This window comes from Gulosibacter sp. 10, assembly GCF_900163695.1.
Lineage (GTDB): Bacteria > Actinomycetota > Actinomycetes > Actinomycetales > Microbacteriaceae > Gulosibacter.
In genome coordinates this window covers 18,833-38,555 of the sequence record NZ_FUIC01000011.1, presented here as the reverse complement: position 1 = coordinate 38,555, position 19,723 = coordinate 18,833, and the positions used below count along the sequence as shown (strand labels likewise).

The window sequence follows — 19,723 nt, the reverse complement described above, 5'->3', positions numbered from 1 at the left end:
GCCCGGGCGCACCAGCGCCTCAGCGCCGGGGGCGCGGGAACACCACGCCGTCCATGATGGGCCGCGCGGTCCGCACGGCGCCCGTCCGGCGGATAGCGCCGTCCTCGTCGACCTCGAGCTCGACCTCGAACGCGCCGGTGGGATGCTCGATCGACATGCGCGTGCCGATCTCGCCCACGAGATCGCGGGCGATCCCCCGCGGCAGCCGCACGCCGGCCGCCACGCTCGCCGCCCCCAGCACGCCGATGGACGAGTGGCATCGGTGCGGGATGAACGTCCGGGTCGTGACCGTCCCGCCCGACCGGGCCGGCGAGAGGATCGTCATCTTCGGAACCGTGGTCTCCCGCACCTCGCCCAGGCCCATCAGCCGGCCGGCCGCCGAGCGCACCCGCTCCAGCCTGGCGCGGAGCCGCTCGTCCGCCTCCAGTTCCTCGACGGACTCGTCGCCCGCGAGGCCGAGGTCCGCCGCGCGGAGCAGGACCGTGGGCATGCCGTTGTCGACGCAGGTGACCCAGAGGCCGTCCACGAGATCGCGCTCGTTGCCGGTGGGCAGCAGCGCGCCGCAGCTCGACCCCGCGGTGTCGAGGAAGTCGAGGACCACGGCGGCCGCGGTGCCGGGGACGCCGTCGATGCGCGTCTCGCCGTCGTATTCGACGCGCCCGCCCGGCGTGGCGACCCTCGCGACGGCCCGCCCCCCGGTGTTCTCCAGCGCGATCGGCACCCGCGTCGTGCCGTCCTCCGGCTCGACGAGCCCGCGCTCGATCGCGAACGGCCCCACGCCGGCGAGCAGGTTCCCGCAGTTCTGCTTCGCGCTGACGCTCGCGGAGTCCACCGCGACCTGGAGGAAGAGGTATCCCACCCCGTCCTCGCGCCGGCGCACGACCGCCACCTTGCTCGTCAGCGGATGCGCGCCGCCGATCCCGTCGATCTGCCGGGGATCGGGCGAGCCCATGATGCGCAGCAGCAGGTCGTCGCGCTCGCGCGGGTCGTCGGGGAGTTCCTCGGCGAGGAAGTAGGCGCCCTTCGACGTCCCCCCGCGCATGACGAAGCATCGGATTCCTGAAGTCATCGGTCTCTTTCGTTCGGAGCGCCGCGCCCGAGGATCTACTTGCGGGCGGCGGTCTCCTGGTCGTGCACCTCGTGCATGGCCCGGATCACGCTGTCCAGGTGGGCGGCCATCGCCGCCTCCGCGGCCTCCGGGTCTCGCCTGCAGATCGCCTCGATGATCGCGAGGTGCTCGTGGACGGATACGTTTGCGCGGCCGGGCTTCTGCGCCAGCCGGTACTGCTGGCGGACGTTCTGCCCGCGAAGCCGCATGATGAGCGCCCGGGCGGTGTTCTGCCCCGAGATCTCGTGGACCCGGCGGTGGAGCTCGCGGTTCTTCAGCGCGTACCGCTCGCGGTCGCCGGTCTCGACCGCCTCCTGCATCGCGGCGCCGATCTCGCGGAGCTCGGCGATCTCGGCGTCCGACACCGCGGCGGCGGCCTTCTTCGCGCACAGGCTCTCGAGCGCCCGGCGCGCCTCGGCGATCTCGATCGCCTCCTCGAACTCGACCACCCGCACCCGGGCGCCGCGGTTGGCCTTGCGCTCGACCAGGCCCTCCCCCGCGAGCTCGCTCAGCGCCTCGCGCACGGCGGGCCTGGATGCGCCGAACTCCTCCGAGAGGTCCGTCTCGATGAGGCGCTGCTTCGGCACCAGGTCACCGGCAAGGATCTGTTCGCGAATTCGTGCCGCAAGGTCCATGTCTTCTCCGCCGTCGTTGTTGGGTCGTGCGTCGGGGCGGGAGCAGCCCGCCCCGACGCTCGACTGCTAGCCCGTATAACCGAAGATCTCGGCCCACTTGTCAGCGTCAGGTTCCAGATTATCCAGCGATTCCTCCAGGGTTGAGCGGAAGACGAAGTCGCTGTCCGCCGAGGGGAGCTCGATGTCGCCGATGCTCGGGTTCGGAGCGCCCTCCCGGACCGGGAAGTCGCCGATGGACGCCGCGAGCGCCTGCCCCTCGTCCGAGAGGAGCCAGTTGACGAAGACCTCGGCGGCCGCGGGGTTGCTCGCCGACTGGGTCTGCCCGAGGTAGAACGGGTAGGCCGCCGCGCCCTCCTCGGGCGTCGCGATCGAGATCGGCGCTCCGTCGAGCACCGCCGAATAGCCCGTCGCGATCGGGATCGTGCCGATCGAGATCTCCCCGCGGGCGAGGCCGTCGGTGAGCGCGGCCGAGGAGTCGTAGATGCGCGGGTTGTTGGCCGCGAGCCCCTCCATCCACTCCTCGCCGAGGCGATCGAACTGGAAGCGGGTGAGGGCCGCGGTGCTGCCGCCGGCGCCCACCTGCACGATGCCGATCTGTCCGTCCCACTTGGGGTCGAGCAGGTCCTCCCAGTTCTGCGGCGCATCCGCCTCCTCGACGATCTGGCTGTTGTAGCCGAAGCTGTAGACCCGGTCGAAGCTCGAGTAGTAGAGCCCGTCGTCGTACACCGCCTCCTCGAACAGGCCGTCCGCCACGTCCGCGGACAGCGTCGTGGGGGCGAAGGCGCCCGCGTCGGCGATGCCCTCGATGAGATCCTCGCCGGAGATCCTGATGACGTCCGCGGCGAGCTGGCCCGCGGCCTGCTCGGAGAGGATCCGCTCGTTGAGCTTGTTCGGCGCCAGCCGAACGATGTCCACGTCGATGCCGGTGGCCTCGGTGAACGCCTCGGCCGCCTGCTGCTCCGAGACCTCGCTGCCGCCGGTGTAGAAGGTGAGCGAGCCCTCCTCCTGCGCCGCGGCGAACAGCTCGGCGTCGGCGATGAGCTGCCCGTCGATGACGAGCTGGCCGTCCTCGGTGACGTTCTCGGCGGCCGCGCCGCCTCCCCCGCCCGAGCAGCCCGCCAGCAGCAGTGCCGCGGCGGCGGCCGCCGCGAGGCCAGTGGTACGTTTCCGGTTCATGATTCGTCCTCCATCGGATGAAATGCGTGTTGGTGTTGCTAGACGTTCTTCTGCTTGGCGCCGACCTTCTGGGAGAAGAAGGCGAGGATGAAGATCACGACGCAGTACACGAGGCTCGTGGCCGCGCTGCGCTGCAGGATGCCGTTCTCGAAGTCGTCGAAGATGACGATCGAGATGAGCCGGGTATCGGTCGTGAACAGGAACAGTGGCACGGTGAGCTCGCGCATCGAGAGCATGAGCAGCAGCAGGAAGGTCGAGGTCAGCGGCACCCGCAGCAGCGGCACCGTGATCTTCGACACCGCCCGCCACCGGCTCGCGCCGTGCATGACCGCGCTGTCCTCGAGGTCGGCGTGCACCTGCAGGATCGAGCTGCTCGCGCCCTGGTAGCCCTGCGGCATCTGCGCCGCTACGAACGCGATGATCAGCACGAGGAGCGTGCCGTAGACCGGAAGCGGCATGATCAGCCAGGTCCACAGCAGGCCCAGGCCCAGCACGATCGACGGCACCGCGAGGGGCAGCATCGAGACGTACCCGAGCCCCTCCTTGCCAGGCAGCTTCGTGCGGTTCACGACGTAGGAGATCACGAACGCGAGGATCGTGCCGATCAGCGCGGCGGCCACCGCGACGATCACCGAGTTCATCGTGGCTCGCAGCACGAGGTCCGAGGAGAGCGTGTCGGCGAACATGTCGAGGGAGAGCCGCCCGTCGGCGAAGGCGCCCACCACGCTGCCGATATAGGGCGAGTCGTGCAGCGTCACGAACAGCAGCGCCGCGATCGGCAGCACCGCCGAGAGCGTGAAGTAGAGGATGCCGATGATCAGCGCGGGGGCGCGGAACCACCCCAGCCCGACGACGCCGAGCTTCATCCCCTTGCCGGAGACCGTGGTGAAGCTCCGCTTCGACACGATCCGGCGCTGGATGGCCGTGACCACGAGCACGATGAGCACCAGCGTGATCGCCACGGCCGCCGCCTCGTTCGCCCGCGAGGGCGCCGAGTTCATGAGCCGGTAGATGTACGTGGGCAGCGTGTCCAGGCCGCCGGCCGAGCCGATGATCTGCGACACCGGGAAGTTCTCCACGGTGAGCACGAAGATGAGGATCCCCGCGCCGAGGATCGCCGGCAGTGCGAGCGGCAGCGTGACCCTGCGGAGCACCCGGCCCGGGGTCGCGCCGTGGATGCGCGCGGCCTCCTCGAGATCCGGGCTCATCAGGCTCAGCGACGAGTGGATGAGCAGGAACGCGTACGGCGCGTAGTAGAGCGCGAGCACGAAGATGAGCCCGCCGATGTTGAAGATGTCCACGAGCTGGGGCAGCCCCAGATCGCGGGCGAGGATGTTGATGAGCCCCGCGTTCGGCCCGCCCAGCACCGCCCAGGCCAGCGCCCCGACGTAGGAGGGCAGGAACATCGGCACGAGGCCGACGAAGTAGAGGAAGCCCTTCGCGTACACGTTCGTCCTCGCCGTGATGAACGCGAGGAACCCGCCGATGAGCAGCGCGAGCACGGACGAGCCGACCCCGACGATGAGCGAGTTGACGGCCGCCTGGCCCGTGCCGGGCCCGAAGACCGTGCGGAAGTTCTCGAGGGTCAGCCCGGTCAGGTTGATGTTGCCCGGCCGCGGCGGAGAGTCGGTGAACGCGGAGAGCACGACCAGCGCGATGGGGAGCAGGATGAGGATCGCGAGCACCGCGTAGAGCACGGCTGGGAAGATCCCGCGCCGGATGGTCGCGCCGCCGCGGCCGCCGCGGCGCTGCGCCGGCTTCTGCGCGGGACGGCGCTCCTCGGTTCGAGTCGTCATCGCCATCACACCCCCACTTGCCCCACCGAGGTGGTCGGCACGTCGGACCGGGGGATGTCGTCCACGTCGGCGGGCAGCACCTGGATCGCCTCGACGTCGAGGCGCAGCAGGATCTCCTCCCCCTCGGTCTGCGGCGGCAGATGCCGCTTGCTGCCGGCCACCTCGAGCTGCACGTCCGGTGCGACCTGCACCCGGTAGACGGCGGTGGCGCCGAGGAATTCGCGGGTGGCGACGCGGCCGCGGATGCAGTTCGCGCCCGACTCCTCGTCGATGTACTCGATGTCCTCGGCGCGGATGCACGCGCGCAGCTCGTCGGCCGGCACGTATTCGGGCACCTGCAGCGCGATGTCGGATCCCGCGATCCGCACGTGCGCGCCGTCCAGCGGCTCCACCGGCAGGACGTTGCCCACGCCCAGGAAGTCGGCGATCGAGGCGCTCCTGGGCTTCGAGTAGATCTCGTGCGGGGAGCCGATCTGGACGATCCGGCCGAACTGCATCATCGCGATCCGATCCGCCAGCGCCAGCGCCTCCTCCTGGTCGTGCGTGACGTAGACGGAGGTGAGGCCGAGCGACTGCTGCAGCTCCCGGAGGTCGGCGCGCAGCCGCGTCCGCAGCCGTGCGTCGAGGTTCGACAGCGGCTCGTCGAGCAGCATGACCGAGGGCTGCATCACGAGGCTCCTCGCGAGCGCCACGCGCTGCATCTGCCCGCCGCTGAGCCGGGAGGCACCGCGGTCGGCGAAGCCCTCGAGCCCGACGAGCTCGAGCGTCTCCATGACGCGGTCGCGCACCTCCTGCTTGGGCCGCCGCCTGATGGTCAGCGAGAACGCCACGTTCTCGAACACCGTCATGTGCGGCCAGATGGCGTAGGACTGGAAGACCATGCCGATATTGCGCTTGTTCGAGGGCCTGTTGATGCCGCGCTCCGCATCGAAGAGCACGGTGTCGCCCACCGTGATCCTGCCGGTGGTCGGGGTCTCGAGCCCGGCGATGCACCGCATCGTGCTGGTCTTGCCGCAGCCCGACTGCCCCAGGAGCACGAGGGACTCGCCCTTCCCGATCTCCACGTCGAGATCGCGTACGGCGACGTTGTCGCCGTACTGGAGCGTCAACCCCTCAACCTTGATGTCCATTACCGATTCCCTTCGTCCTCGGCTCGGAAGCCGTACGCGTCGTAGGAGAGCTCGCCGCCCCGCCACCGTTCGCGGAGCCGGGCCTCCTTCTCCTCCCGGGCCCGGCCGAGCCGGGCCGCCTCCGGGATCCGCTCCGATTCGACGACCGTCCCGCCGTCGTCGTCGAGGATCACCGCGTCGCCGCTGCGGATCGCGGCGCCCCCGATCCGCACCTCGGCGTCGACCCGGCCCCGGGTCTCCTTCCCCGCGCCCCGGGCGCGGACCCATCGGGTCCAGATCGGGATGCCCATGCCGCGCAGATCGGCGACGTCCCTGACGCTCGAGTCCGTGAGGATCGCGATCGCGCCAGCGCGCTCGAGCTGGGTGACGAGCAGGTCGCCGATCAGCGCCACCGGTCGGGGCTCGGGCATCGCGAGCACCGCCACCTCGCCCGGCCGGATGCGGGCGCAGAGCTCGTGCACGCCGCGGTTGTCGTCCTGCGCGCAGAGCACCGTGCGAGCGGGGCCCGCGATCCGGGCGCCCGGTGCGAGCGGGATCAGATCCGCGTCGATGAGCCCCCGCCGGCCCTGGGCCTCGTAGACGGTGGCCGAGCCGAGCCGGGCCAGCTCCGCCATCGCGGCGCCGCCCATCACAGCGCCCCGACCACGTTGGGCACGAGGCGCATGAACGCCTCGGCCTGGCGGATGGACTTGTCGCCGGTGACCTTGCGGGCGTGGTTGCCGCGGTGCTCGGCGCGCTCCGCGTAGTACTGCTGCAGATAGGACTGCGCCTTCATGCATCCCATCGCCCGCTTCTTCTGCTCGAACACCTCGGTGATGTCCACGAACAGGCTCGGCACGAATCCGCACAGCTCGGGCTGGTGCGGCTCGAAGACGAGGAACTCGCTCGGCGGAGCGGTTCGGAACCCCGCCTCGACGACCGCGCCGGCCGTGAGCAGGCGCGCCCTGGAGACCGCGGTGCTGGCCACCGGGTGATCGGGGTTGAAGGGATCCTTGTCCGGATGGGTGAGCACGATGTGCGGCCGGTAGTCGCGCATGAGCTCCGCGAGGCGCTCGATCGCCTCATCGGTGATCTGCAGGGGGTAGTCCCCGAGGTCGAACCCCTCGAAGGACGCGCCGACCTCGTTCGCGGCCGCCTCGGCCTCGGCGTGGCGGTGCCGCTTCACGTTCTCGACCGTCTGCCCGGGCTCCTTCCAGAGCTCGCCGGACTCTCCCCGCTCGCCGTAGGAGAGCGCGACGACCCTGGCGTCTCCGCCGCCGAGCGTGTGCTTGGCGATCGCGCCCGCGGCGCGCCAGACGAAGTCGGCGCTGTGCGCGCCGACCACGAGCAGTCGTTTCTGTTCCATTCGTGTTGTCCTTCTTCCGAGGTGGACTTGGCTGTCGGGATGGTGCGCGGCCTAGCGCGCCGGCTGATCGTCGAGGAACGAGGCGAGCCACGAGTGGGCCGCGTCGACGACCCGCGTGGGCTGGCCGATGGACTCGAGATACGCGCGCGTATCGGCGAGCTCGTGGACGCGACGGCCGGCGTGCTGCCGGGACCCGTCGATGAGCCGGTCCACGAGGGCGTCCGGATCGCCCGTGAGCTCGTTCGCGATCTGTCCGCGGAGCCACGGCTCGCAGCCGGCCTTCTGCGCCGCACCGACGCTCTCGATCACGACGGCGGCCAGGCCCTTCATGAACGCGCTGCGGATGAGCTTCCGCCCCGCGGCGTCGCCAGCCGGGCCGGGGATCACGTCGATCTCGGCGCCCGCGTGCGCCATGATGCGGGCGAAGCGCTCCGCGCCCGTGCCGCTCGCCATGAGGGGCGTGGCCGCGCCAGCACGGGGCACCGGGGCGAGCACGGCGATATCGGCGAACGCGATACCCGCGCCTGCGGCCTCCCGTTCAAGGGCGGCCTTCAGGTCGGGCGCTGCCGTGTTGAGGTCGGCGTAGACCGTGCCCTCGACCGCGGCGCCGAAGACCTCCCGGGCCACCGCCTCCGCCGCCCGCGCCCCCACGAGCGAGAGCACGAGCTCCGCGCCCTCGACCGCGGCCGCGATCGTCTCGGCCTGCTCGATCCCGGGCTCGTCGAGCCGGACGAACGGGTCGTAGCCGACCACGTCGAATCCGCGCTCCCGCAGTCCGCGGGCGTACAGCGCGCCGGCCTCTCCGAGTCCGAGAACCACTACCTTCGCCACAACGCCTCCTGTCGCCTTTGCCAGATACTGCGAATCTACACATTGCTGACGATTCTGTCTATCTTTTCGTCTGACAATCTTGTCGACTATTTTGCAGGAGAGAGCAGGGCGGCGTAACCGGGCGGGGCGGGCCGGTATGACGACGGGGCAGCGGGAAAGGTGGGAGTGAAAGGTCGGCATGGGGGCCGGGGTCAAGGGGGCAGTGCCAAGGAGTTGGGCGCACGAGGTCCGCGCGCGGAGACGGCACGCGAAAGCGACGTCCGGAAACGATGCATGGGACGGCCGAGGCGGAGAAGATGCTCGGATCGGCATCCGGCACATATCCATCGGACGCCACCCCGCTGTTCGGGACGAATAGCCAGCCCGAGGCGAATGCGTCGATGGCGGGGCCATGTGCCTCCACCCGGCCCCGCACAGCACTCGACGAACTGCACCATTGAGCCACATGGCCCACCGGAGGCCGATACATCGACAGCGAGGCCATACGCCCCTACTCGGCTCAACAAGCCTCACCGACCTGCGTTCCCGAACCACATAGCCAGCCTGCCCGAGACAAATACATCAACAGCAGAGTCATACGACCCATCCAGGCCGGCGAAGCACGCACCGGGACGGCGCCGCCGCGCCGAATAGCCGCCCCGAGACGAATGCGTCTACGGCAGGGCTATATGCCCCCGTTCGATCGCGCTCCAGATCCGGCTCCGACTCGGCCCGGCGCGGTTCCGACTCGGCCCGGCCCGGCGCGGCGCGGTTCCCACTCGGTCCGGCCCGGCCCGGCTGTTCCAGGGGCCGGTGTCCTATCCAAGGCGCGCCTGATCGCGCCGAGCTGTTCTGAGCGGCCCGGGGGCCGGCGCCGGCCTGCGTCGGCTCCGTCTGCTGTTCCGGATGCGTATGGCGTTCACAACCTATATAGGGGGTTCCGCATCCTATTCGCATCCGGAACGGCAGCCCGCGGCAAACCCAGTTGCAGCGCGCGACGGCTGCATCGGCAAGGCGCCCTCGCCCTACGCCAGCCGCACGGTCGCGATGAGCGTGCGACCGCGCATGCGCAGCTCAAGGTGCTCCGCACGGTAGCCCTCGGGAAGCTTCGACACGAGATCGATCGGCTCCCCGATGACGGCGCGGATGCGCCTGCGCAACGCCAGGAGGGCGAACTTCGCGAGCGGGTTGGAGGCCTTGAGCGAGACATCCTCGACGATCGCGACGGCCGTCCCGGTGCGGATCAGCACCCGCGCCGAGAAGTCGACGCGCGTGCCGATGAACCGATAGCCGCCGTCGAGCACCCCGGTCATCGTCACCGCCTGCTCGCCGCCCAGCGGCCGCTCCACCTCGAGGTCGAAATCGACCCGCTTCACGCGCGCCGACGACTCCTTCGCAAGCCGTTCCGCGAGGGCCCGCACCATGGCGCGCGCGTCGTCGATGTCGAACTCCACCTCGCCCTCCGCCGAGAAGCCCTCGAGCTTGCGCTCGCCGAGATCGAGCCACAGGCCGCCCCCGGTATCGACGAGCCAGGCGACCCCCAGCCTGTGCGCGTCCAGCGCTATCCGCACCGGCAGCGTCTCGATCCGGAGGGTGTCGGCCTCGAGCGCCAAGCGGTCGACCTCTGACTCGGTCCGGCTCGCGACGACCGGACGGAACCCCGCCGCGTCCGGGTCGGCCCCGTCGCCGGGCTCCTCGACGCGGAAGACCGCGCCGCCGAGGTCGAGCGCGATGCGCGCGATGTCGGGATGCGCCGCGAAGCCGGCCAGCACCCGCTCCCGCGCGGGGGCCGGAAGCGACGCCCCGACCTCCTCGAGCGCTCGGTCCACGGCCCCGGCGAGGGCCCCGGCGAGCTCGGCGTCGGTCCGCGGGATGGGGCCCTCGCCGATCCGGCAGGCGAATTCGGATCCGAGTCTGATCGGCGGGCTCTCGGTCACGGGCATCCCTCGTTCGGCGGCAGTCGTTCGAAGTGTACGGGGCGGGCCGCCATTCCGGATGCGAATGGCGCGCACAACCCGGATATACGGTCCTGCGACCTATACGCATCCGGAACGGCAGCCCGGCGAGGGCCCCGGCGGCTAAGCTCGGACCGATGCGATTCTTCTTCGACGCGCGATACATCCGCACCGACTTCCACGACGGCATCAGCCGCTACTCGGCCCAGCTGGCCGCGGCGGTGCACGCGCAATCGCCGGACGAGACGACCTTCCTCATCCACGACGAGCGCCAGCTCGAGCACCTGCCCGCGGACGCGAAGTGGCTGCTGCTCCACTCCAACGAATCGCCCCTCGAGCCGATCGCCGCCCTCAAGCTCAACAAGTACCGACCCGACGTCGTGTTCTCACCGCTGCAGACCATCGGCACCGCGGGCCGCAGGTTCAAGGTCATCCTCACCCTGCACGACCTCATCTACTACCGCCATCGCAAGCCGCCCACGCACCTCAACCCCCTGCTACGCCTCGGCTGGCGCGCGTACCACCTCACCTACTGGCCCCAGCGGGCGGCGCTGAACGGCGCGGACGTCGTGGCCACGGTCTCCGAGACCTCGAGGCGCGAGATCCTCGAGGCGCGCCTCACGAAGCGCCCCGTGGTGGTCGTGCCGAATGCGCCCAACGATCTGCGCGCGCTGCTCGACGAGGACGCGCTGGCCCGCCTCGACGGCGCGGCGCGGCGCCCCGTCCGCAACCTCGTGTACATGGGCGCGTTCCTGCCGTACAAGGGGGTCGAGACGCTCATCGCCGGCATGGCGGAGCTGCCCGGCCGCACGCTGCACCTGCTCAGCCGTATCTCGGACGACCGCCGCCACGAGCTCGAGGCTCTCGTGCCCGAGGGCGCCGACGTCGTCTTCCACGGCGGCGTGAGCGACGAGGAGTACGCGGCGCTGCTAGCCGATGACGCCGCGCTCGTGACCGCCTCGGTCGACGAGGGCTTCGGGCTGCCGCTGGCCGAGGCCATGGCCGTGGGGGTGCCCGTGGTCGCGACCGACATGCCGATCTTCCACGAGGTCGCCGGGGGCGGGGCCCTCTACTTCCCCGCGGCGGATGCGCCGGCGTTCGCCGCCCGCGTGCGCGAGCTCGAGGATCCGGAGACGCGCGCCCGCATCCTCGAGGCCGGCAGGGCTCACCTCGCCCGCTTCGACTGGGCGCGCTCGGCCGAGACCCTCTGGGCCACCGCCCGGGACCTCGCGGCGGCGCGGCGATAGGCTGGAGGAATGACCGAGCCTGACGCCACGACCGACTCCGGCACCTCCCGCCAGACCGACGACGACCGGGCGCTCGACGACGCGCCGCTGCTCGAGGAGCTCGATCCCGAGGCGGAGGTCTCGCTGTCGGCCCACGAGGCGGTCGGCGAGGAGGAGTTCGCGGGCTCGGACTTCTCGGAGTCGCGCTCGGCCTCGCGCGAGCACCGCGGCGGCGAGGTGGACGAACCTCGCGGCCGCTTCTCGCCCGCCTCGGTGACGGTGGTGCAGCCGCGCCCCATCGCCCCGACGACCCCGGTCCGGCTGCAGCAGCCCGACGCGCGGCCGCTCGAGCCCCGCGAGCTGCCGCGCGGCACCGCGACGCCGCCGTTCAGCGCCGTGCTCTGGGACCTCGACGGCACCATCTCCGACTCCGCGCCGGGCATCGTCGCGGCGCTGCGGAAGACCCTCGACGTGTTCCGCATGCCCATCCCCGACGACGAGACGCTGCTCTCCTACGTCGGCCCGCCGATCATCGACACGTTCAAGGAGCTCCACCTCGACAACGCGGTGGAGATCCATCACGCCATCGAGACGTATCGCGAGATCCACTCCGAGTCGGGGCTCGACCACTCGCCCCCCTTCGCGGGCGTCGCCGAGCTCGTGCGCGACGTGCACCGCGCCGGCATTCCCCAATCCACCGCGACGAGCAAGCCCGAGCCCTCGGCGCTGCGCGTGCTGCACCACTACGGCATCCTCGACGAGTTCGACTTCGTCACGGGCGCGAGCCCCGACGAGTCGCGCGCCGCGAAGACCGAGGTCGTGGCGGAGGCCCTCGCCCGCCTCGAGGGCAAGGGCGTGGACCTCTCGAACGTGATCATGATCGGCGACCGCTTCTACGACGTCGAGGGGTCGGCCGAGCACGGCGTGCCCTGCATCTACGTCACGTGGGGCTACGGCCGGGTCGGCGAGGATGCGGGCGCCGCCGGCGTCGCGACCAACGCCGTCGAGCTGCGGGCGATGCTGGGGCTCTAGGCGGCGCGCGGCGGCGCCCCTCCAGGGCAAGAGCCGCCCATCTCGTCATTGGACTTCTGGATAGATCTCCCTCTGGATCTGTACCGGATTCTCATGGCCATCTCGACCTCGAGCGCCTACGTTCGGGGAACCGCATGATGCCGAAGCGCATCTCCGGTTCGCTCCCACGACGAGGTGTCCATGGCAGACGAAACACCGAACCGCGCCCATCCGGCGGACCGCATCGAGGCGATCGTCCGCTCGGACGGCTCCGTCGCACCTGCCCTCGGCGAGCCGCTCGTCCCGGTACCCGCCGAGCTCGTCGAGCTCGCGCAGGGGCTGCTCTACGAGCGCTGCCTGCACGTCGGCTTCGTCTGGAGCACGAGCCTGGCTCGGGAGCACTGGCAGGTCGACCTCATCCGCGAGATGCTTCCGGACGGACCGGCTTGTCGGGTCCACGCGTGGCGATTGCGGGAGCTCGCATACGGCCTGAGCCCGCGCGAGCTCGACATCGTGACGCTCATCGCGGCCGGATGCTCGAATCGGGACATCGCCGAGGGGCTCGTGCTGAGCCTGCGAACCGTGACCACGCACGTCACCAACCTCATGCGCAAACTCGGCGCGACGAACCGCGCGCAGGTCGGCGCGACCGCGTACAACCAGTCGCTGCTGCGGTTTCCGCTGCCCGTCGAGGACATCGGCGCCCTGCCGCTGACGCTCGCCCGGATCGCCGCTTCCAAGGGGCGCCGCCGCGACGACGGCCTGCTCTCCCCGCGCACTCCTGTGCAGAGCCCGCTCACGATCGGCGCACTCATCCCGAGAGCCGGTCGGGCCGCCGACGACGGGAACGCGATGCTCCGCGGAGCGCTCCTCGCCGTGGAGCAGATCAACGCGCGCGGCGGCATCCGGGGCAGGAGCCTGAACCTGCTTCCCGTCGGCGTCGACATCGATGACGAGCGCTCCCTGCGAGGCGGCCTCGACCGGCTGATCCGGCGCGGCGTCGAGGCGGTCACCTCCGGATACTTCGCGCATCAGCTCGTCGCGATCGACCGCAGCGGGGTCGAGGGGATCCCCTTCCTCCATTCCTCCGCCTCCGCCGCGACCGAGCGATTCGTCTCGGCCGATCGCGACCGCTACCGCGGCGTGTTCCAGTTCTGCCCTCCGGATGCGGACTACGCGCCCGGCTTCGTGAAGCACGCCACGGATCTCCGCGCGGCGGGCCTCTGGCGCCCCGGCTCGCCCCGGCTGATGGTCGTGCAGCAGAGCGACTGGGCGATCGTCGATTTCGGGGTGCTCCCGGCGCAGCGGCTCGGCGAGCGGCACGGCTGGGAGGTCGAGACCGTCTCGGTGGCGGACGGCCGCACGGGCAGCCCGTCGAACTGGTCCGATGCCGCCGTGGAGGCGGCGCGGCGACGACCGGCCGCGGTGATGCTCGCGAGCTACTTCGTCGAGGATCACGCCGCGTTCATGGCGGAGTTCCTCCGCCGAGGGGCGGACGCGCTGGTGCACGCGGTCTATGCGCCGTCCATCCCCGAGTTCAAGCACCGGCTCGGCGACGGCGCCGAGGGGATCATCTGGGCCACGACGACGGGCACCTACTCCGACCGGGTCGGCGCGCGATTCGTCGAGCAGTACCGGCGGCGATTCGGCGTGGAGCCCGGGCGATCGCACGCCGGGCTCAGCTTCGACCGGGTCGAGGTGCTCGCCCAGGCGTGGGGGCAGAGCGACCCGTCCGACTTCGACGCCGTCGCGGCGCGTCTTCTGGAGACGCGCCACCGCGGGGTCAACGGGCCCTACAGCTTCGAGACCCCGGGCGGGGGCACGCTCGGGCTCGGCAGCACATCCGAGGATCCGTCCCTCGCCCAGGCGCACACGGTCTTCCAGATCCAGGACGGGCAGGATGTCCTGATCCACCCGCGGATCTACGCAGCCGGCAGATTCCGCGCGCCGCCCTGGACGCGCTGAGCCCCCTGCGGCACGCGGCGGGGCCGCATCGCGGCGGGCGACTCGCGATGCGGCCCCGGCGCTCGCGCGCCGCGCCCTACTCGGCGCGGGCGCGCTCGGCGCGAACCGATTCGGTGGCCCCCTCGTCGAGCTCGAGGCCGTCGGTCACCACCACGCCGTACGCGTCCAGCGCGGTCGCCGCCGAGATGATCTCGTTGCGGACGTCATCGAGCACGGCGCGCTCGTCGCGCTCGAGCGGATCGCCCCAGCCCCCGCCGCCGCCGCTTTCGAACACGAAGGCCTCGCCCGGCCGGAAGTGCACGCCGCCGAGCATCTGCGGCAGCCATTCGCCCGAGGCGTCGTCGGTTCCGCCGATCGTCTCGAGCGCGCCGTCCGAGCGTCGGCGCTGCTGCTTCTGCCGCGCTCCGCGCAATCCTCCGTTCGTTCCGGGAGAGCCTTCCCTGGTCCGGGAGGACTCCATCGTGATGATCTGGCCGCGGCCGATGAACTCGACCTCGAGCCGCACCCCCGCCCCTCCCCGGTACTTTCCGGCGCCGGGCGAATCGGTCAGCATCTCGAAGGCGTTGTACCGGATGGGGAAGAGCAGCTCGGCCGTCTCTGCGGGCAGGTTCTGGCAGTTGCCGAGCGGATCCTGCGTGACGTGCATGCCGTCGTTGAACGGCGTCCCTCCCCAGCCTCCGGCCGGCAGGTCCGAGAACACGTGCACCTCGCGCGTTCCGGGATCCGACACGCTGGCGGTGAACCAGTTCGCCTCCGCGTAGGTGGAGGCCACGATCCGGTCGGGGATCGCGTGGGCCAGCGCGGTCCAGATCGATCCGGTGACCTTCGATGAGGACGCCGTCGTGCATCCGAGCGTGGGTGCCGGCCAGCGCGGGTTCAGCCAGGTGCCCTCGGGGATGGTGATGTCGATCTGCCGGTACATGCCCGCGTTCGCAGGGGCGTCGGGGTTGAGGAAGAACTTCAGCGAGTAGTAGATCGCCGACACCGTATTCGCCCAGGGCGAGTTGATCGGCCCCTCCACCTGCGGATCGGAGCCGGTGAGGTCGACGTGGATGCGATCGCCCCGCACCTCGAGTCGCGCCCGGACCCTGACCGGCTCGTCGCTGTATCCGTCGCTGTCGACGTAGTCGGCGCCCTCGTACTCGCCGTCCGGGATCCGCTCGATCGCCCGACGGGTCATCGTCTCGGTGTAGTCGAGCACGTCCCGCATGCCCTGGCGCAGCCGCTCCGCGCCGTACTTGCGCGCGAGCCGGAGGATCTCGTCCCGTCCCGCCCAGAGCGCGCCGATCTGCGCCTGGATGTCGCCCTCGACGTACTGCGGCGTGCGGGACATGTTCTTGATGATCGCGACGATGTCCTGGTCGATCTCGCCCTCGGCGACGAGCTTGTTCGGAGGCAGCCGGAGGCCCTCGCCGGCGATGTGGGTGTCCATTCCCTGGCCCACGTCGGTCCAGTGGGCGCGCGATACCGCGAAGGCGATGATCTCTCCCTCGAAGAAGATCGGCGCGGTCAGCGTGACATCGGGGGTGTGCGTGCCGCCCATGTACGGGTCGTTGAGCACGACGACGTCGTTCTCGCGCAGACCCTCGCGGGGGAATCGCTCGAGCGAGGCCCTCGCGCTGAAATGCATCGCGGCGATGTGGACCGGGCAGTTGGCCGTCTGGCCGATGAGCTCGACGTCCGCATCGAAGACCGCGTTCGAGAAGTCGACCATGTCGTAGATGATCGGCGAGAACGAGGACTTCTGCAGCACCTGGGACATCCGCTCGCAGGAGTATTCGAAGCCTCTGCGCATGACCTCGAAGGTCACCGGGTCGAGTTGCGTATGGCGCTGGGCGGTGGTCATGACTGCGCTCCCTTGCTCTGGAGAATGATGTGTCCGTACTGATCGATGCGCGCGACCGCATCGGCGGGGATGACGACGACCCCGTCCTTCTGCTCGACGATGGACGGCCCCTCGATCCTGAGCCCGGAGGCGACGGCCTGGGAGTCGTAGACCGGGATCTCCTGGAACTCGCCGTCGAAGAAGACCGTCCGGGTCTTCGGCTCGACGTTCGCCTCCGCGGCGGAGCCGGCCATCGAGTCGTCGCTGGGCTTCTGCGTCAGGCCCACCGCGGTGACCCGGAGGTTCACGAGCGCGACCGGGAACTCGGTCGAGTAGAGGCCGTACTCCCGCTCGTGCTCGGCGTAGAACGCCCGCAGCACCTCGTCGACGGAGTCCGGTCCCAGCGTCCCCGACGGGAGCGGGGTGGTGACCTCGTACGACTGCCCGATGTATCGCATCGCGGCGGAGCGGTCCAGCACGGCCGTATCGGGATCCGCGCCGTCCGCGATGAGCAGCTCGCGCGCCCGCTCCTCGAGCGCCTCGAACTCGGCGTTGAGGGCGGCGAAGTCCGCGCCCTCCAGCGGCGAGTAGAACGTCGTCTCGAGGTCGTGCCGCACGTCCATCGTGATCGCGCCGAAGGCGCAGGCGACCCCGGCGTAGGGCGGGACGACGATCTGCTCGACCCCAGCGGCCTTGGCGACCTCGAAGGCGTGCAGCCCTCCCGCGCCGCCGAACGCGACCAGCGAGTGGTCCCGGGGGTCGCGGCCGCGGTCGCTCGACACCATCCGTATCGCGCCCGCCATGCCCTCGCTGACGACGCGGATGATGCCCTCCGCGCATTCCGGCACGGTCATGCCGAGCCGTTCGGCCAGACCGCCGACCGCCGACTCCGCCGCGGCGAGGTCGAGCTCGAACTTGCCGCCGAGATCGGGGCTGATCCGTCCCAGGACCAGGTTGGCGTCGGTCACCGTGGGGTTCTCGCCGCCGCGCCCGTAGCAGGCCGGGCCCGGCACCGAGCCGGCGCTCTGCGGTCCGACCCGCAGCGAGCCGCCGTCGTCGATCCACGCGATCGAGCCGCCGCCCGCCCCGATGCTGCGGATGTCGAGCATCGGCACAATGACGGGCATCTCCCACTCGAGCTCGTACTCGTCGGTGACGAGTCCCCGCCCGTCTTCGAGCAGCGCGGCCTCGTAGCTCGTACCGCCCACATCGGTGACGATGAGGTTGGGCAGGTCGAGCAGCCTCCCGATGTAGGCGCCGGCCGCGACCCCGCCCGCCGGCCCCGACTCGATGAGCTCCTCGGGGCGCTGCTTGGCGGCGGCGCTGCTCATCATCCCGCCGTTGCTCTTGACGATGTAGAGCGGCGCGGTGGACCCCTGGGACTTCAGCTGCTGCTCGAGGCGGGCCATGTAATCGCCGACCACGGGTAGCAGCGCCGCGCGGATGGCGGTGGTGGTGAAGCGGCCCAGCTCCCGGAGCTTCGGCCGCGTCTCGGAGGAGAGCGCCACCGAGGCGTCGGGGATCAGCTCCAGCACCGCTTCGCGCGCGATCCGCTCGTGCTCGCCGTTCTGATACGCGTTGATGAACGCGATCGCGATGTTCTTGATACCCCGATCGCGGATCTCCGCCACCACCTCGAGCAGCTCCTCGCGGTCGATCGGCTTCACCGGTTCGCCGTCCGCGCCCATCTTCTCCACGACGGTATAGCGGTTGCGACGGGAGATGAGCGGCTTCGGCTTCACCTGGTAGGGGTCGTAGAGCGCCTGCCGGCGCTGCCGCCCCACCTCGAGCACATCCCGGAAGCCGCTCGTCGTGATCAGCGCGGGATCCGGATACTTGCGCTCGATCAGGGCATTGGTCCCGATCGTCGTCCCGTGCACCAGCGTGGAGATCTCGGCGGGTAGGATCTCCGCCTTCTCCAGCGCATCGATCACGCCGAGGGACGGGTCCTGCGGCGTCGACAGCACCTTCGCCGTCCGCACCCCCGAATTCGTCGGATTCTCCTCGTCCCACGCATAGAGGTCGGTGAATGTCCCACCGATGTCTACACCAACTCGAAACATTGCATTCCTTAACACTGCATCGTGCCCCTCGGATGCCCCGCCGTCCTCTGCGTCGAGGGCCGGCCGGGTTCCACGCCTTCGTGGAAGGGGTGCTTCGAGACAATCAAGGCGGTGACCAGGGCGCCTCGTAGGAAATACGTAATCGGTGATCGGGGTCCCGGAGAAGACGAAGGAGCCGACCGGCCGCGCAGGCCGATCGGCTCCCCCGTGGAAGGCCCTCCTCCTAGAGCCCCGCGAACAGCCCCCGCTGCAGCGGCTTGCGCGCCAGCCAGAGCGCGCCCCCGAGCACGACGCCGATCGCGATGACCAGCAGGAAGTACGTCACGTCGTCCGTGATCGAGAACAGCTGCCCGAGCAGGCCCGAGAACGACGAGCCCAGCGCGAGCGTCAGGAAGTTGAGCCCCACGAGCTGCGACTTGAACGCCTCCGGTCCGATGCGGGTCGACAGCGACAGGCTGATGGGGCCCACGAACACTTCGGACGAACCGGCGACGATCATGACGACGATGATCGGCAGGAGCGGCACGGCCGCGCCGGGGAACACCTGCAGGACCACGAGCATGAGCACGTAGGCGAGGCCGATCTGGATGAGGCCGATGCCGAACTTCGCCGGGGCGCCGGGCCCCCTGGTACCGCTCTTGCCCCAGATCTGCGCGATGAGCGGCGTCACGACCACCGCGGCGAGCTGGCTGATCATCGTGATCCACGCCACGGGGAAGCTCCACTCCCCGATCCGCAGGTCCACCCGCTCCGCGATGAGGATCGAGATCGTCGTGAACTGCTGGAAGAGCAGACCGAAGTAGATGCCCGCCGCGAGGAAGAGCGGCAGATAGGCGCCCACCCGGCGCTTCTCGTCCGCGGTCACCTTCCTCGAGGTGAGCATCATGACGAAGTAGCACGCGGCCGCGATCAGCACGGCCGCGGTGACGATGCCGGCGAGCTGCTCGGCGCGGACCAGCTCGAACGCCCAGACCGCGCCGAGCGCGACGACCACGAGCAGCGCGAAGCCGCCGATGCCGAGCAGCCTCCCGCCCGAGATCGGCCGCGGCACCAGGCTCGCCTCCTCCGGCAGGCGACGCATCGAGAACACGTACTGGACGAGCGCCGCGAGCATGCCGACCGCCGCGAGCCCGAAGCCCCAGTGGAAGCCCCACTCGTTCTGCACGAAGCCGGTGCTCAGCGGTCCGACGACCGCGCCGACGTTGATCGACATGTAGAAGTACGCGAAGCCCACGTCGCGCTGGGCCTCGGTGCGCCCCGCGAGCACCAGCCCGACGATCGCGGTGATGTTGGTCTTGAGCGTCCCGGTGCCCAGCACGATGAGCAGCAGGCCCGCGGTGAGCCCGGGGATGCCCGGCAGCGCCGCGAGCGCCACGTGCCCGAGCGTGATGATCACCCCGCCCCAGAACACCATCCACTTCGGGCTCATGACGCGCTCGCCGAGCCAGGCGCCGAGCAGCTGCGCGAGATACACCGCACCGCCGTAGGCGCCGACGATGCCGGCAGCGGCGGCGGGGCCGAGCTCGAGCCCGCCGTCGACGAGCGAGTAGAGCAGGTAGAACGACAGGATGCCCTGCAACCCGTAGAACGAGAAGCGCTCCCACAGCTCGGTGAAGGCCATGCCCCAGACCGTGCGGGGCAGGTGGTGGACGCTGACGGCGCGGGTCTCGGTCTGCAC

Annotated in this window: 15 protein-coding genes; 3 read left to right on the top strand and 12 right to left on the bottom strand. The window is 70.5% G+C overall.

Features of this window, described 5'->3' with window-relative positions:
• Window positions 1–19: 19 nt before the first annotated feature.
• From FM112_RS03775 to FM112_RS03735, 9 genes are all read right to left on the bottom strand, one after another.
• Entirely contained in the window at window positions 20–1,069 is a 1,050-nt protein-coding gene (locus FM112_RS03775) for a 4-oxalomesaconate tautomerase (protein ID WP_087003705.1), read from the bottom strand.
• 35 nt (window positions 1,070–1,104) lie between these two features.
• Complete coding sequence (locus tag FM112_RS03770) at window positions 1,105–1,743, bottom strand: GntR family transcriptional regulator (RefSeq protein ID WP_087003702.1); 639 nt, start codon at window positions 1,741–1,743, stop codon at window positions 1,105–1,107.
• A 66-nt stretch (window positions 1,744–1,809) separates the two neighbouring features.
• Window positions 1,810–2,919, bottom strand: coding sequence for an ABC transporter substrate-binding protein (locus FM112_RS03765; RefSeq protein WP_087003699.1), 1,110 nt, complete (start codon window positions 2,917–2,919; stop codon window positions 1,810–1,812).
• A gap of 38 nt (window positions 2,920–2,957) precedes the next feature.
• On the bottom strand, window positions 2,958–4,715 hold the full coding sequence (locus FM112_RS03760) for an iron ABC transporter permease (RefSeq protein WP_087004096.1): 1,758 nt from the start codon (window positions 4,713–4,715) through the stop codon (window positions 2,958–2,960).
• 5 nt (window positions 4,716–4,720) lie between these two features.
• Window positions 4,721–5,845: an ABC transporter ATP-binding protein gene (locus FM112_RS03755; RefSeq protein WP_087003696.1), complete on the bottom strand. Its 1,125-nt coding sequence runs from the start codon at window positions 5,843–5,845 to the stop codon at window positions 4,721–4,723.
• A complete protein-coding gene (locus FM112_RS03750; protein ID WP_087003693.1) occupies window positions 5,845–6,474 on the bottom strand; it encodes a dimethylmenaquinone methyltransferase in 630 nt (209 codons plus the stop codon). The genes FM112_RS03755 and FM112_RS03750 overlap by 1 nt, the downstream gene beginning before the upstream one ends.
• A complete protein-coding gene (locus tag FM112_RS03745) occupies window positions 6,474–7,190 on the bottom strand; it encodes a PIG-L deacetylase family protein (RefSeq protein ID WP_087003691.1) in 717 nt (238 codons plus the stop codon). Before FM112_RS03745 ends, FM112_RS03750 begins: the two co-directional genes overlap by 1 nt.
• A 51-nt stretch (window positions 7,191–7,241) precedes the next feature.
• The gene (locus tag FM112_RS17085) at window positions 7,242–8,021 is read right to left on the bottom strand and encodes an NAD(P)-binding domain-containing protein (RefSeq protein WP_176386654.1); all 780 of its coding nucleotides are present in this window, start codon (window positions 8,019–8,021) and stop codon (window positions 7,242–7,244) included.
• A 1,004-nt stretch (window positions 8,022–9,025) separates the two neighbouring features.
• Window positions 9,026–9,937, bottom strand: coding sequence for a hypothetical protein (locus FM112_RS03735; RefSeq protein WP_140400561.1), 912 nt, complete (start codon window positions 9,935–9,937; stop codon window positions 9,026–9,028).
• 155 nt (window positions 9,938–10,092) lie between these two features.
• Here FM112_RS03735 and FM112_RS03730 point away from each other — a divergent pair, with 155 nt between their 5' ends.
• From FM112_RS03730 to FM112_RS03720, 3 genes are all read left to right on the top strand, one after another.
• The gene (locus FM112_RS03730; RefSeq protein ID WP_087003683.1) at window positions 10,093–11,202 is read left to right on the top strand and encodes a glycosyltransferase; all 1,110 of its coding nucleotides are present in this window, start codon (window positions 10,093–10,095) and stop codon (window positions 11,200–11,202) included.
• 9 nt (window positions 11,203–11,211) lie between these two features.
• Window positions 11,212–12,213, top strand: a complete 1,002-nt coding sequence (locus FM112_RS03725) for an HAD hydrolase-like protein (protein WP_087003679.1) — start codon at window positions 11,212–11,214, stop codon at window positions 12,211–12,213.
• Window positions 12,214–12,393: 180 nt separating this feature from the next.
• A complete protein-coding gene (locus FM112_RS03720; RefSeq protein ID WP_087003677.1) occupies window positions 12,394–14,157 on the top strand; it encodes an ABC transporter substrate-binding protein in 1,764 nt (587 codons plus the stop codon).
• A gap of 76 nt (window positions 14,158–14,233) precedes the next feature.
• Here FM112_RS03720 and FM112_RS03715 read toward each other — a convergent pair whose 3' ends face one another.
• The 3 genes from FM112_RS03715 to FM112_RS03705 all read right to left on the bottom strand — a co-directional run bounded on the left by FM112_RS03715 (window position 14,234) and on the right by FM112_RS03705 (window position 19,723).
• On the bottom strand, window positions 14,234–16,003 hold the full coding sequence (locus FM112_RS03715; protein ID WP_087003674.1) for a hydantoinase B/oxoprolinase family protein: 1,770 nt from the start codon (window positions 16,001–16,003) through the stop codon (window positions 14,234–14,236).
• On the bottom strand, window positions 16,000–18,045 hold the full coding sequence (locus tag FM112_RS03710; protein ID WP_087003671.1) for a hydantoinase/oxoprolinase family protein: 2,046 nt from the start codon (window positions 18,043–18,045) through the stop codon (window positions 16,000–16,002). Before FM112_RS03710 ends, FM112_RS03715 begins: the two co-directional genes overlap by 4 nt.
• A 223-nt stretch (window positions 18,046–18,268) precedes the next feature.
• Complete coding sequence (locus FM112_RS03705) at window positions 18,269–19,723, bottom strand: peptide MFS transporter (protein ID WP_254910359.1); 1,455 nt, start codon at window positions 19,721–19,723, stop codon at window positions 18,269–18,271.